This is a genomic window from Acinetobacter colistiniresistens (assembly GCF_024582815.1).
In the GTDB taxonomy this organism is placed as follows: Bacteria; Pseudomonadota; Gammaproteobacteria; order Pseudomonadales; family Moraxellaceae; genus Acinetobacter.
The window spans coordinates 1874975-1889482 of record NZ_CP102099.1 but is presented as its reverse complement, the minus strand read 5'-3'; the positions used below and the strand labels follow the sequence as shown (position 1 = coordinate 1889482).

Sequence of the window (14508 nt, the reverse complement as noted above, 5' to 3'; positions counted from 1 at the left end):
TCAAGAAGTCCCTATCGTCTAGAGGCCTAGGACATCGCCCTTTCACGGCGGTAACCGGGGTTCGAATCCCCGTAGGGACGCCAAATTTGAAAAAGCCACTGCATCTTAAGACAGTGGCTTTTTTATTTGCTTTGAATAATAAAAAGGACTCCGAAGAGCCCTAATATATCTTATGCAGACTTCCGAGAATTGACTCGACCTTTCACCACCGCTTTGATATTCCCTTTGGCATAGTTCAAGAATACCAACAATGGGGATAATTTTGGATTCGGCTTTTTACCTTGCCCAATGGCTTTAAACTGCGCTGCATACCAGATGATTTCCATAATCGCCATCTTATCGACAAATGGAATCCCTGTTTTAATTGGTTTTACAGCATAACGTACATCATGCCCTGCAATTAAACGTTCAGGTAAATCAACTTCAACCGCCAATGGGCGCGCAATCCCGATAAAATCACATGCACCACTTTCAAGTGCAGCATTCATTCCTTCTACGGTACGGAAGCCCCCCGTCACCATCAACTTACAAGAGACATGTTGGCGGATCTTCTCGGCAAACTCCAAGAAATATGCCTCACGTGCAACGGTACTGGCTTTACGAGATTCGGCTTTTACTCCTGCCATTGCTGGCGCTTCATAAGTCCCTCCCGAGATTTCAATAATATCGATCCCCGCTGCATCAATCACCTTAAATACAGTAATGACATCATCTTCAGTAATACCACCGCGCTGAAAATCCGCCGAATTCAGTTTGACCGAAATGATGAAATTTTCAGAGGTCGCCTCACGGACTGCCTTATAAATTTCCAGCAAGAATCGCATACGGTTCTCAATCGAACCACCCCATTGATCGGTACGCTTGTTGGTCAGAGGTGATAAAAACTGGCTGATAAGATAACCATGTGCACCATGAAATTGCACCCCTTCAAATCCAGCCTTTTCACATACAGCTGCAGCCGTTGCAAAACGCTGGATGATATCTAAAATTTCTTCATGTTTGAGTTCACGTGGTGTGCCAAACATTGCTGCAAGCACTGGACTAAATGGTACCGCTGATGGCGCAACGGTCTCTTTGTTTAGACCTTTAGGACATTGCCGGCCAGGATGTGACAACTGAATCAACTGCACCATGCCATATTTTTTACCAATCGCTGCCCACTGCTGCAATTTCTGCAGATCTCGCTCGGTTTCAATCGCAACCACACCCGGCTCATTCTTGGCATCAATATTCACCATCACATTGCCAGTCACAGCACAGCCCAACCCACCTTTTGCCCATGCTTCATATAGACCAATCAGTAGATCATTGGGTTGTCCTGCATCATTCGCAAGCGCTTCGCTCATGGCCGCTTTGATAATACGATTTTTAAATGTGGTATTGCGAATCTGGATACTGTCTGCAATCTGACTCATGGTCATCCTCTGCTATAATTAGAGTATTTGCTCTAATTTAATCTAATTATTGTGCCTGTCAAGCATTCTTCCGATAAACTGACAATAGCATATGTCAATTTAATTTCAATATGAATATTCGCTAGCAGAAATGAGTTGACGCGTATATTCAGTTTGAGGCTGACTAAATAGAAGTGCTGTGGCTTGATATTCCAAGACTTTGCCCTGATGCATCACTATCACTTTTTGGCATAATGCTTGAATGACTTGTAAGTCATGACTGATAAATACATAACTGATTTTTTCTTGTAGCTGCAGATGACGTAGTAACTGAATGATAGCCAGTTGCGTGGTACGATCTAAAGCAGATGTCGGCTCATCCAGAACCAGTAACTTAGGTTTCAACACCAATGCACGAGCAATTGCGACCCTTTGTCGTTGTCCACCAGAGAGCTGATAGGGATACTTGGTTCTTTCTGCTGTAGCCAATTCGACTTTTGCAAGTACAGTGTCAATTTGCTCATGACATTGCTGCTTGGAGATACCTTGTAGCTGAAGCCCCTCTGCGATAATTTGTTCAACGGACATTCGCGGATTTAAGCTACTAAAGGGGTCTTGGAATACAATCTGGAAATCTTGGCGTATTGGTCGAAGCTGTTTTCGAGTCAATTGGTTTAAATCATTCTTCTGCAAAAGGATTTCACCTTCACTTTTGATCAACCGTGCGATAGCCAACGCCAATGAAGACTTTCCTGAACCACTTTCCCCTACAATACCTAAAGCCTCACCTTGCGATAAGCTGAAATTCACAGCTTCAGCAGCAACTTTATAGGATTGAACCCGATTAAATAGCCCCCTTTTAATGGGGTACTTTACCGTGACATTTTTTAATTCCAGTAATCTCTGACTGGGTTGTAATTGCAAAGCGTGTCCAAAATCATGATTCAGTAGACTCTGCGTATATACCGTCTTGGGATGTGTAAAAATTTCATTGACCTCCCCCTGCTCTTCAACTCGCCCTTGATTAAGTACCACAACCTGATCTGCATAATGCCGAATTAAATTCAGATCATGGCTAATCAAAATCAGCGCCATCTTTCGCTGCTGTTGTAACCGTTTTAACAACGCTAAAATTTGGGCTTGTAGCACAACATCTAAAGCTGTCGTTGGCTCATCTGCGATCAAAATTTCAGGCTCTAAAGCCAAGGCCATCGCCAACATCACCCGTTGTCGTTGCCCTCCTGATAATTCATGTGGATAGCATTTGAGAATTTGCTCTGCCTCAACAAGCCCAACATCTAGCAATAAACAGAGAGTCTGTTGTCGAATATCGGCCTTACTCAGCCCAGATAAAATCAGGCTTTCAGCAATTATTTTTTCTACACAGTGCAAAGGGTTCAACGCTGTCATCGGCTCTTGAAAAACCATGGCAATTCGTTTGCCCCGAAGCTGCTGCAATTGAGCTTGGTGAGCAGACAAAAACGCTTGGCCAGCAAATTCAACTCGTCCTTGCACCGCCAAGTTCTCGGATAACAATCCTAATAAGGCTAGCGCACTGATTGATTTCCCAGAACCACTTTCGCCAACAATCGCCATCGTTTGGGCAGAGTAAATATCAAAGCTCAAATCCTGGATCAGACAGTGTCCTATTTCATTTTGGATATTGAGTTGCTGAACACTTAATAAAGGCTGTAAAACAGTCTTAGCGTCTTGGGTCGAATGCATCACGCGCTGCCTCCCCAATATAAATCAATAAAGACAGTACAATCGCCAATGTAAAGAATCCTGACAGCACCAGCCAAGGTGCATCGAGATTGTTTTTACCCTGTAATAATAACTCTCCGAGCGAAGCCGCATCAGGCGGTAAACCATAACCTAAAAAATCCAATGCAGTTAAAGCAATGATATTTGCAGTCAACATAAACGGAATCTGTGACAGACTTGAGCTTATTGCATTAGGCAAGATGTGCCGAAAGATAATGTGGTCATCCCTCACCCCCAACGCTTGCGCTGCCCGAACATAATCAAGATTTCGTGCGCGCAAGAATTCTGCCCGTACCAATCCAACCAGCTCCGTCCAGCCAAATAGCAGCATGATCAGAAATAGCCAATACACACTGGGACTAAACATACTGACCAGGATCATGACAATGAACAGCATTGGCAAACCGCCCCACACTTCTAGCACCCGTTGTCCAATCAGATCAATCCAGCCACCGTAATACCCCTGTATTGCCCCCACAATAATGCCAACGACAGCAGAACACAGTGTCAGGGCAAATCCAAATAAGAGGGAAATGCGAAGACCATAGAGAATTCGGGCAAATACATCTCGACCTTGATCATCCGTTCCAAGCCAGTTCTGTGGACTTGGTTTTGATGGCACAGGCACCGCAAGTGATAAATTGGGAGATTGATAGGAAAAAGACACCGGTGGGGAAATCATCCAGCCCTGCTTTTCAATTAACTGCTTCACCACAGGATCTTGATAATCTGCCGTGGTTTCAAAAACACCGCCAAAGGTCGTTTCTGGATAATCCCGAATGATCGGGAAATAAAAAGACTGCTGATAACGAACCAACAGCGGTTTATCATTGGCAATGAATTCGGCAAATAGCGACAAAACAAAAATAATTATAAATAGAATAAAACAACGAAAACCAAGCTGATTATGCTGAAAGCGAGAAAATCGTGCGCGCATTAAAGGTGACATCATTGCCCACCTCTTGATTCAAAATCAATACGCGGATCAATCACTTGATAGAGTAAATCGCCGATTAACCGCAAAATCATTCCAAATAGAGTAAATAAAAAAAGAGTTCCAAAAATGACAGGATAATCACGCTGGGTAATTGCCTCAAAACCTAATAGGCCAATACCATCCAGATTAAAGATAATCTCGATAAATAAGTTCCCCACAAAGAAAATCCCGACCAGTGTTTCCGGTAAAGCTGCCACCACCACCAAAATTGCATTACGAAAAACATGTCCATACAGGATCTGATTTTCGTTTAGACCCTTTGATCGCGCAGTCAGCACATAGGGCTTGTTCAACTCTTCCACAAATGAATATTTAGTCAGATAAGTGCGTGCAGCAAAACTCCCCAATACCATACTCAGAATCGGCAAACTCATATGCCACAGATAATCTTTTATTTTTGCCAATAGACTCAGTTGGGCAAAGTTTTCCGATACCAATCCTTGCAACGGAAACCATTGTAAATAACTGCCTCCTGCAAAAAAAACAATCAATAAAATAGCAAAAACAAAAGATGGAATCGCATAACTTACCGCAAGCAACAACGAACTGGATTGGTCAAACAGCAAACCATTATTTTTGGCTTTTTTGATGCCCAAAGGAATCGCAATCAAGTAAATCAGAAAAGTGCTCCATATCCCTAAGGACAAGGTAACAGGTAACTTTTCATAGAGCAGTTGCGTTACGGGTTTATCTTTAAAAAAACTGCTGCCGAAATCCAGCGTCAAATACCCTTTAAGCATTAATCCAAACCGCTCATAGGCAGGCCGATCAAAACCATATTGTGCTTTGATTTTTTCAAGCATCTCCGGACTTAAGCCTCGTGCACCCTGATACTGTGCCAGTGTACCGAGCGTAGATTGTGAATGGCTACCTGCCCCTAAACCCTGTGCATTCTGGATCTGTTGAACCGCTTGTTCAACAGGCCCACCTGGTGCAATTTGCACAATAATAAAATTAATCAATAAAATGAAAAATAAGGTTGGGATCATCAATAACATTCTTTTCAGAATATAGTGAAGCATTTAATAAGATCCTTGATTATTTTAATTCAGGTTTTCGCATAGGCTGATCAAGTTTTGTGGCTTTTGCAGCATCAACCCACCAGTATTCCCATCCTACAGAAAGCTTTGGTTTAATTTGTGGTTGCTGATATATATCCCAATATGCGAACCATCGCTCGGGTTTTCCATAAGTCAGGATCTGATAATAACCTGCTCTCAGCAAACGATCGAGTACACGCGTATACACCACCACTTCTTCACGTGTTTTTGCCGCCACAATCTTCGTAATCATCTGATCAATTGCAGGATTCTTTATTCCTGAATAATTGTAATTCCCTGCTTCATCCGCAGCAGCACTCCCCCAAAACTGGGCTTGCTCTTTGCCTGGTGTCAGGGTCTGTGGCAATTTCAATACCATCATATCAAAATCTTGATGCCGAATCCGTTGCATGTATTGCGGAACATCGACCTGTCTGAGATTGACTTGAATCCCTAAACGACCCAGATTGCGCACAAAAGGCATCAATTCACGTTGTGGATTTTCTTGCTGCATCAATAATTCAATACGAACTGCTTTTCCTTGCCGATCATACAGTCGACCTTGGCGAATAACATAACCCGCATCTTTTAAAAGCTTTTGCGCTGTCAATAAATTCTGTCGATTAAAACCACTTCCATCAGAAACAGGATAATGCCAATCCGCCAGTACTCCTTGACGCATGACTGGATCTAACTGAGCCAAGAACGGAGTCAGGATTTTTAGCTCTGCGGTACTCGGCCTGCCCGTTGCTGCCAAATCGGTATTGTCAAAATAGCTTTGTAATCGCTGATTCTGATTGAAAAATAAAGCTTTATTTTGCCATTCAAAGTCATAGGCATAGGTTAATGCCTGACGAAGATGGATATCATTCAAAGGAGCGCGGCGGATATTAAACACCAAACTCTGAATATCCAATGGCGTTCCCAAACGCGCTTTATAGGTCTTGATCAAGCCCGACCTAACTGCTGGAAAATGATAAGCAGTCACCCAATTACGGATATTTTTTTCTTCATATAAATTGAACTGCCGGGCTTTAAAGCCTTCAAAACTGACTTCTAAATTTCGATAATACACATATTTAAGTCGATCAAAGTTATAACGGCCTTTATTCACAGGCAAATCTTTAGCCCAATAGTTTGGGCTGCGCTTATAGGTAATACTACGACCTGCATCAATCCGCTCAATCACATAAGGGCCAGACCCAACAATTGTTTGTAATGTCACCCGCGTAAAGTCTTTATTGTTCCAGTCTCGTTTTGAATAGATTGGAAGGCTTGCCACAATCAGCGGCATTTCCACATTATTCTTCGATTTAAACGTAAATTTAATCTGGTATCTGGACAATACTTCTGTTTTAGCCAAATCAGACAAATACATCTGAAAACCTAAATTGGCTTTGCTTTGATACATCTCAAAGGTAAATTTGACATCTTCTGCGGTAACAGGCTGACCATTATTAAATCTCGCATGTGGATTCAAATGAAAAGTCACTGCTTGTAGATGCTCTGGATCGTAACTGACCTTTTCCGCCAATAATGGATACATGACCCGTGGTTCATCCAATGAGCGATCCATTAAACTATCAAACAGATAATTGACCCCTTCAGTCGAACTACCCTTGCCATTCATGCTATTTAAATTATCAAATGTTCCCAAACTGGATTGACTCAGGATTCCTCCCTTAGGTGCATTTGGATTAGCATAAGGCATCGCTTTGAGCTGTGCGTATTTCGGCTGCACATGCATGGCCAAATAAGGCGTGGTTTGCATTGCCGCAAAGGCAATCGGAGTAAAAAGGCTTAGTCCATAACATAGACTAAGCCTTTTTGTGAAAAGCGAAAAGCTCATCTGTAATTACAAGTTAGGCACTTTAATGACATCACCAATACGTAACTGAGTACTTGGGGTCAGATCATTCATTTCTGCCAAGGCGCTGGTCTCCAAACCATAACGGCTTGCTAAACCGATTAAGGTATCGCCACGCTTAACTTTGTATTCAGTTACTGTTTTAGGAACTGAGATACTTTGACCGCGTTGTAGACTGGCATTGGCTTTGAGATCATTTAAATCAGCCAATTCACGGCCCGACATCCCAAAACGACTGGCAATGCTGTTCAGTGACTCACCCGCTTTAACAGTATATTTTTCAGTATTTCGACTTGGTGCAGCAGCCTTAGGAGCTGTTTTAGTGTTGTCGGTTTTTGCCGCTTCAGCTTTTGGAAGATCACCTGTCAACTTCAGTTTCTGACCGAGACGCACATTACTGGTCCGAGTTAAACCATTTAAACCCGCAACATAATCCAACTGCAAATTATGGCGACTCGCGATATTGCCTAAGGTATCACCCGACTTGACAGTATAGACATCTGGGGTACTTTCATCTCTCGCTTTAGTCGTATTGCTGGTCGTCGTTTTTGCGGGTACATCACCGCTTAACTTTAAACGCTGACCAACGCGCACCCCTGCTGTTCGCTCCAGTCCATTCAAATCGGCCACGTAGCTGAGTTGTAGATTGTACTTGGCTGCAATCGCATTCAAGCTATCACCAGACTGAACCACATATTGGTCAGGTACAGTTGAACCCGCTGGAATCTTTAAGCTTTGGCCCAAACGTACGCCACTATTTGACTTCAAGTTATTCAAATCAGCTAATTCACTAAGCGAAATTTTCGACTTGGTCGCAATACTTGATAAAGTATCGCCACGTTGTACCGTATAACTTTCCGTTTTATAACTGCTCGATGCACTTACATTTTCATGTTTTACATTGCTCTTGGTAGGCTCAGACTCTTCTTGAGTCTGAGAAACCTCATGCAATGGCACATTAATTTTTTGTCCGACGAACAAACTGCTGCTCGGGGTTAAGCCAGATGTTAGATCAGCCAATTCTTGGTTTGATAATGCATAACGATCAGCGATCAACTTTAAATATTCACCACGTTTCACGGTATACGATTTGGTTGCAACTTTTGTAGCCGTTGCTGCTTTACTTTCTGTGGCACGTGTCGTTTGATGTGCTGTGCGAGTATTCGTTTTCGGCTCAATTAAAGTGAGCTTTTGCCCTACGAATAAACCATCCGTTACAGACAGGTTATTATAATCAGCCAATTGTTTCAGCGTTAAATCAAAACGTGAAGCCAGATTGGTCAAACTATCACCTGACTGTACCACATAACTCTCTGGCTTCTCAGCGGCTTTAACAGGCTCAGCTTGAGGTTTGGCATCATAAAGATACAAACTGGTACCAACAAATAATGTGCCGTTTGGATCAATCTGGTTCCACTGCGCAATGTCACGCCAATTCACCCCATTTTTCTGAGCAATGATTGCAAGCGTATCACCGGGCTGTACGACATAGGTACTACGCTTGCCTTTTGGTGCAACCACCACCACATCAGTATCGGTTTTGATATAAGGCTTGCCCTGATTGCGCTTCGCATCATCACTATTTGCAGTCGCAGTATCTTCAACCAAGTTCTTCGGATAAGCAAAGCCCTTACTGACTTCTTGACCTTTTTCATCAGCAACGGACTGGCTGGTCTGAATGGCAGTCAACTTAATCTTGCCATCAAATGGATCGACAATTTCTGTCCCTTTCGGTGCAATGGCCTTGATTTCCGCAACCACCTGATCTCTTTCAGCCTGAGTTGCTTGTGGCTCTAAAGCTTGTGCAACAGTTTCCTTCTTACCTTCTTCCTTAATTGCTGCACTAATTTGCTCACGTTCTTTCAAAGAAATTGGTGGCTCTGTTTTGACTGGTTTGATATTCGCAGCGGGGGTAATCGCAACTGGAATACGTGGCGCACTCGGTACATCTGCAGCTGCTGCAAATGATGCTAAAGCATCGGAACCGCGTGGCGTATTCAGTTTACTGGTCGATGATGTTGTTGGGCGCGTTGTATTACTTGCGGTTAAATTCGGGGGTGTTACCGTGACTGCGCTGCTAGATCCAGTGCTTGTCGTGGTACGAATCGTCGTTGAGGTATTCGACGAACTGTTATTCATTGCTGGTGGTGTTTTATTGCTTGCCCAGAAACCACCCGAACTTGATTTACCCGAACGAAGTTTTGCGTCAATTGATGGGCTTAAATCCGCAGGGATCAGAATTCGCATTGGACTCATTGGATCCACCATTTCACCACGATAACCCGGGTTCAATGCATAGAGTTCAGCACGACTGAGACCCGTAATCGAAGCAATCTGATTTAACTCAAGTGGTGCAGCCAAACTCACTTCACGGAAGTGAGGACGGTTGGCAATTGGTGGCAAACTTACCCCATAAGCACCCGGATTTTTAATAATCTGCGCCACAGCCAAGAAACGCGGCACATAGTTCATGGTTTCTTGAGGAAGTTTTAATGACCAATAATCAGTTGGCAAACCTGCCGCACGGTTACGGTTAATCGCCTGTTGAATACGTCCCGGCCCAGCATTATAAGCCGCCAGTGCGAGTTCCCAAGAGCCAAACTGGTTATATAAGCTACCAAAAAATTCATACGCTGCGCGCGTCGACTCGACAACGTCACGACGACCATCATACAGGCTGGTTTGCTGTAAACCATAAATACGGCCCGTACTCGGAATAAACTGCCATAAACCTGCTGCCGCAGCACTACTGGTTGCAGCAGGGTCATAAGAACTTTCAATAATCGGAAGTAGCGCTAATTCGGTTGGCATACCACGGCGTTCCGCTTCTTTTACGGTGTGGTATAAATAACGGCTGGCACGTGCACTTAAACGATCCAAATAAGGTTGGCGTGAAATAAACCAGCTACGTTGTGCCTCAATACGGGAATCCCAATGGTTCAGATCCATCTTGAAACCTACCGTCATCCGCTTCCACACATCACCATGTTTCAGCACCAATAGACGGTCACCTTCTACAGCACGCATATCCGTTGCAGAAAGTAAATCCTCTAAAGAATCTAGGCTACTTGCATCCAGATAACCTGAACCCACATGTTTAGAAGATGAGGTTTTGCCAGACGAAGGTGTTGAAGAACAACCTGCAGTAATTCCCAACGCAGCTAGAGCAGAAGTGAGTACAGTGATTTTGAATAATGATGTTGCAGATTTTTGCAACATCAAAGTGCTCGATTTATACATAAAAACTTCCAGTCAACTCACGCTAGTTTATTTCTTCAATTTGCCATTGTAGTAAAGCATGGCACTTAGACAAGGCAATAATTTAACGTGATTTGCATGGAAATGTTACAAGAAATTAAAAAAGATGAGTTTTGTAACGTTCAGAATCGGAATTTAGCTTTACAATACAAGAGATAGCTCAAGAATGCTAAAATTCTGGGCACCCCAATCCAGTTTGGATGGGTTCAAATCACACTTGAATATTGCTCCCGCTTTTCGGATTGCAAATACTCAATTTTTTATTCTGCTTATTGTTCAGGTTCAGATATGTCACAAACAATCACTCTTTATGTTGATGGCGCATGCAAAGGAAACCCGGGTCTTGGGGGTTGGGGTGCTTATGTCATTACCGAACAAGGTGAACATAAACTGTTTGGCGGCGAACCAGAGACGACCAATAACCGTATGGAACTACAAGCCGCGATTGAAGGTGTTGCATTCTGTCCAACTGACGCACGCTTAATCATCTGGACCGATTCCAACTATGTCAAACAAGGCATTACCGAATGGATTCATGGCTGGAAAAAGAAAAACTGGAAAGATGTTAAAAATCCTGATTTATGGCAAAAACTGGATGCGATCTGCGCCAATCGAGATATCGAATGGAACTGGATTAAAGGCCATGCTGGACATGCAGGTAATGAAATGGCAGACCAACTGGCAAATCTTGGTGCCGAACAAACAGCTCAACAATTGAAATCTGCAACACAGGCTAACGCTGATACAAAAAAGCCTGAAGCGGACTGGCTGTTAACAGACCCCTTCGGCCTAGATGTAGAGGTAGAGGCAGAAGACATGCTTGAAGAAGAGCCACAAGACAATATGCTACAAGCTGAACAGACTGATAACAATCAAGTTGACCAGAACATAGAAATACCGAACTTGAATCAACACCCACACATTGTCATTACAGAGGCCAAAGTTCATCTTCAAGGCCCCCGTCAGCTCATTCTTGATACAGAGACGACAGGTTTTTATTATCAAGATGGAGACCGTATCATCGAAGTCGGTGCGATTGAAATGGTCAATCGTAAACTGACAGGTAGCTCGATTCATATCTATATCAATCCTGAAAAAGCTGTTGGCGATTCTGAAAATGTCCATGGTATCAGCGATGATTTTTTAAAAGACAAACCGAAATATGCAGAAATTGCCGATACACTCTTTGCCTATTTAAAAGGTGCCGAGATTATCGCGCATAACGCCACCTTCGATATGAACTTTCTGGATATGGAGTTCAAGCGTACTGGACTCCCTCCGCTTTCAGAGGTCTGCGAAGTTACCGATACCTTGGCAATGGCCAAAAATAAACATCCTGGGCAAAAGAACTCTTTGGATGCCTTGGTCCGCCGTTACGAAATTCCAGCACGCGATCGTACCTTCCACGGCGCCTTGCTGGATGCTGAAATTTTGGCTGATGTCTATCTGGCCATGACTGGCGGGCAAGTTTCATTTGATATGGATGCCCTTTCTCAAACTGAACAAAACCAAAGCAAAACTACCCGTCAACGTGTGCAAGTGGACTTACCTGTGATTGAACCTTCAGAGCAGGAACTGAATGAACATGAGACTTGGGTCAAACAATTTGAGCAAAAACATGGAGAGCCTTGCCTTTTCGCAAAATAAATTTTCTGCTCAATGTAAGTTTTTGTATTTCAAGCCTCTAAAGTTAAGTTATATTAACCCTAAAGATTTAGACCTCCTAAAAAAGGAGGTCAATGGATATAACAACTTAGGAAAGGTGTAGGTCATATGTCTTACCAAACCTCGATTCATTTCGACCCAACGGCATTATTAATAATAAAAAATGAGATCGACAATTCGATTAAATTGGTAGAAACAGCGGTCAATACCCTTGCTGAAGAACAAGCTTTACCATTTGGAATTGATGATGCACTGAACCAATTTGAACAATGCACGCAAGTGCTTGCCTTAATTGACATGCCACATTTATCACAAATTACGCAATACTCTGCGGAGTTGATGCGTAAAATTATGGCGCAACCACAGCAAATTCAAACCAGTGATGTGGTGGCTCTAAGTGAAGGCACTACAATGTTGAAACGTTATATTGAATTCATCTGCTTACGTGAAGTAAAAGTGCCACAGTTCCTGCTCGACACACTCAATCGTTTAGAAAAAGCACTAGGTAAACCACTGACCAAAGAAGGTCAAACCGTACAGCCACTGCTTGAGTTCATTACGCCAACGTTTAATTTACCGCAAGCGCCAAGCCTAGAACAATCACAATATATTCATCAGCTCTATAAGCTGTGTTTAAACAAATTGATCAAGCAAACAGAAACACCACTTGATCTGCAAGGGATTAAATTAGTCGGTGTTTATCTGGCTGGTTTAGCGGTTGGTCAGCCAAGTCAGCAATACTGGCAACTGGTCAATGTGGGCTTAAGCCATATTGACGTGCTTTCAATTACCGAAGCACGTCTACGCACTTTAATTCAAATTGAAACCAATATTGCTAAATTCCTGTTAGAACCGGCTAGCTTTAAAAATACCATTGCCGATCTTGCCGACATCTTATGTATTTGCATTAGCCAAGAAGATAATGTGTCACACCACATTCGAGAGCAACTAAATATTGGTGATGAACTACTGAGTGACACTCAACTTCAAGTGTTAAGCCGTCATTTATATGGCCCTGACTATGAAACCGTACATACTATCAGCCAGTTAATGACTGAGGAAATGGCTCAAATCCGTAATGAGATTGAGTATAACCATCAAAATATGTCCGCTGAAAAGACTCAAGAAATTCAGCAAAAATTGCATCAACTTTCCAATGTCTTCAAAGTACTGAATTTGAATGAGGCAGCCCAAGAGCTGACTCAACAGGCAGCCAAATTAAGTCAACCCAATACATTAACTGATGCAACTTCAATACAGCAGTTAATGAACAGTATTCTGGCTTCAATGAACTCGATTGGCATCTTGGAGCGTAATTACACATCAAGCCGTTTACAACTTCGTGTCAACAATATGCAAATCTCGCTTGACCGCTTAGATGAAGCACATAAAGCCTTACTCACTGAAACAAAAACACTGATTGAAACCTTGACACAAACCCTCAGTCTTTATGTTCAAGATCCAAGCGCGCATAGTCTGGAAGCACTGCCAGATTATTTAAAAGAGCTTTCTGGTGCCGCACTGTTCTTGGGCAGTTCTGCACAACAAACCGCCTTATTAGGCGCTGCTCATTTTGCTCAACATCGTTTAGCGCAAAATCAAGCTTTCGATACTGAACAGATCCATTGCATTTTAAATGTCGTTGCTGGCTTAGATTTACTGATTGATAACCTGAAGAATAAGCAGCCTGTATTGCAATCTATGTTTGATGTGGCATTATCAAACAGTCAACAATTACAAACCATAGCCGCATAATGACTCAACTATCACTTGCTTACATTTTTCAACACCAAAAACTGTTAGTCGACCAAAATCTCCAACTTCCACAAGTTGAAAAATTGGCAAGTGACCTCCCCATCCATCATAATGATCACGTCATTGCACGTGATCTGCTTGAAAATGAATCCATTCCCGAGGGTTATCAACTTGTTCCTATTCGGGAGTTGATTCAATCTTGGTCCAGTAGTGATTTCTTGCAAGCCAGCCGAGCCGTTCAATTATTGGAATGGCGGCGCAACCACAAGTTTTGTAGCCATTGCGGGCATGCGACAGAGATTCATCCGAAAGAATATGCAATGGTCTGTCCTGCTTGTGGCTATCATCAATATCCTCGCGTACAACCTTGCATCATTACCATTATTACCAAAGGTGATGACGAAGTCCTATTGGCCAAATCAGCCCATAATAAAAGTAATATGTATGGATTGATTGCAGGATTTGTTGAAGTTGGAGAAACCCTAGAAGAAGCGGTGCAAAGAGAAGCGTTTGAAGAAGTTGGACTGAAACTGAAAAATATTCGTTATATGTCGAGCCAACCCTGGCCTTTTCCAAGCAATCTAATGATTGCCTTTCATGCTGAATATGAATCAGGCGATATTCAATTACAGCTTGAAGAAATTAGCGCTGCACAATTCTTCAAGTTCGATCAACTGCCTGAAATTCCCTTCAAAGGCAGTATTGCACATAGCATGATCATGCAAATGATCAACAATAAAAAAGCATCTTAAACGATGCTTTTTTATT

At 42.7% G+C, this 14508-nt stretch carries 9 protein-coding genes and 1 tRNA gene; 4 read left to right on the top strand and 6 right to left on the bottom strand.

Annotation, left to right across the window (positions count from 1 at the left end):
* Positions 1-7 precede the first annotated feature (7 nt).
* Positions 8-83: transfer RNA gene (locus NQU59_RS08910), tRNA-Glu, on the top strand.
* 87 nt (positions 84-170) lie between these two features.
* On the opposite strand, the gene NQU59_RS08905 is transcribed toward NQU59_RS08910, so the two are convergent.
* From NQU59_RS08905 to NQU59_RS08880, 6 genes are all read right to left on the bottom strand, one after another.
* On the bottom strand, positions 171-1415 hold the full coding sequence (locus tag NQU59_RS08905; protein ID WP_257065984.1) for an NADH:flavin oxidoreductase/NADH oxidase family protein: 1245 nt from the start codon (positions 1413-1415) through the stop codon (positions 171-173).
* A gap of 105 nt (positions 1416-1520) precedes the next feature.
* On the bottom strand, positions 1521-3119 hold the full coding sequence (locus NQU59_RS08900) for a dipeptide ABC transporter ATP-binding protein (protein WP_257066230.1): 1599 nt from the start codon (positions 3117-3119) through the stop codon (positions 1521-1523).
* Positions 3097-4107 carry an ABC transporter permease gene (locus tag NQU59_RS08895; RefSeq protein ID WP_010590059.1) on the bottom strand — a complete coding sequence of 337 codons (1011 nt, stop codon included), beginning with the start codon at positions 4105-4107 and terminating at the stop codon, positions 3097-3099. Before NQU59_RS08895 ends, NQU59_RS08900 begins: the two co-directional genes overlap by 23 nt.
* A complete protein-coding gene (locus tag NQU59_RS08890; RefSeq protein ID WP_257065982.1) occupies positions 4107-5177 on the bottom strand; it encodes a microcin C ABC transporter permease YejB in 1071 nt (356 codons plus the stop codon). Before NQU59_RS08890 ends, NQU59_RS08895 begins: the two co-directional genes overlap by 1 nt.
* A gap of 16 nt (positions 5178-5193) precedes the next feature.
* Complete coding sequence (locus NQU59_RS08885; RefSeq protein WP_257065972.1) at positions 5194-7044, bottom strand: extracellular solute-binding protein; 1851 nt, start codon at positions 7042-7044, stop codon at positions 5194-5196.
* 6 nt (positions 7045-7050) lie between these two features.
* Positions 7051-10302: a LysM peptidoglycan-binding domain-containing protein gene (locus NQU59_RS08880; RefSeq protein WP_257065971.1), complete on the bottom strand. Its 3252-nt coding sequence runs from the start codon at positions 10300-10302 to the stop codon at positions 7051-7053.
* A gap of 306 nt (positions 10303-10608) precedes the next feature.
* Between NQU59_RS08880 and dnaQ the strand changes: the two genes are divergently transcribed.
* The 3 genes from dnaQ to nudC all read left to right on the top strand — a co-directional run bounded on the left by dnaQ (position 10609) and on the right by nudC (position 14492).
* Positions 10609-11967, top strand: coding sequence for a DNA polymerase III subunit epsilon (gene dnaQ / locus NQU59_RS08875; RefSeq protein WP_257065969.1), 1359 nt, complete (start codon positions 10609-10611; stop codon positions 11965-11967).
* A 126-nt stretch (positions 11968-12093) separates the two neighbouring features.
* Positions 12094-13740, top strand: a complete 1647-nt coding sequence (locus NQU59_RS08870) for a chemotaxis protein (RefSeq protein WP_257065967.1) — start codon at positions 12094-12096, stop codon at positions 13738-13740.
* Positions 13740-14492, top strand: a complete 753-nt coding sequence (gene nudC / locus NQU59_RS08865) for an NAD(+) diphosphatase (protein ID WP_005243281.1) — start codon at positions 13740-13742, stop codon at positions 14490-14492. The genes NQU59_RS08870 and nudC overlap by 1 nt, the downstream gene beginning before the upstream one ends.
* Positions 14493-14508 lie beyond the last annotated feature (16 nt).

Coding starts and splice junctions, on each gene's coding strand:
- NQU59_RS08905 (WP_257065984.1), bottom strand. CDS start 1,415: ATGAGTCAGATTGCAGACAGTATCCAGATTCGCAATACCACATTTAAA.
- NQU59_RS08900 (WP_257066230.1), bottom strand. CDS start 3,119: ATGCATTCGACCCAAGACGCTAAGACTGTTTTACAGCCTTTATTAAGT.
- NQU59_RS08895 (WP_010590059.1), bottom strand. CDS start 4,107: ATGTCACCTTTAATGCGCGCACGATTTTCTCGCTTTCAGCATAATCAG.
- NQU59_RS08890 (WP_257065982.1), bottom strand. CDS start 5,177: ATGCTTCACTATATTCTGAAAAGAATGTTATTGATGATCCCAACCTTA.
- NQU59_RS08885 (WP_257065972.1), bottom strand. CDS start 7,044: ATGAGCTTTTCGCTTTTCACAAAAAGGCTTAGTCTATGTTATGGACTA.
- NQU59_RS08880 (WP_257065971.1), bottom strand. CDS start 10,302: ATGTATAAATCGAGCACTTTGATGTTGCAAAAATCTGCAACATCATTA.
- dnaQ (WP_257065969.1), top strand. CDS start 10,609: ATGTCACAAACAATCACTCTTTATGTTGATGGCGCATGCAAAGGAAAC.
- NQU59_RS08870 (WP_257065967.1), top strand. CDS start 12,094: ATGTCTTACCAAACCTCGATTCATTTCGACCCAACGGCATTATTAATA.
- nudC (WP_005243281.1), top strand. CDS start 13,740: ATGACTCAACTATCACTTGCTTACATTTTTCAACACCAAAAACTGTTA.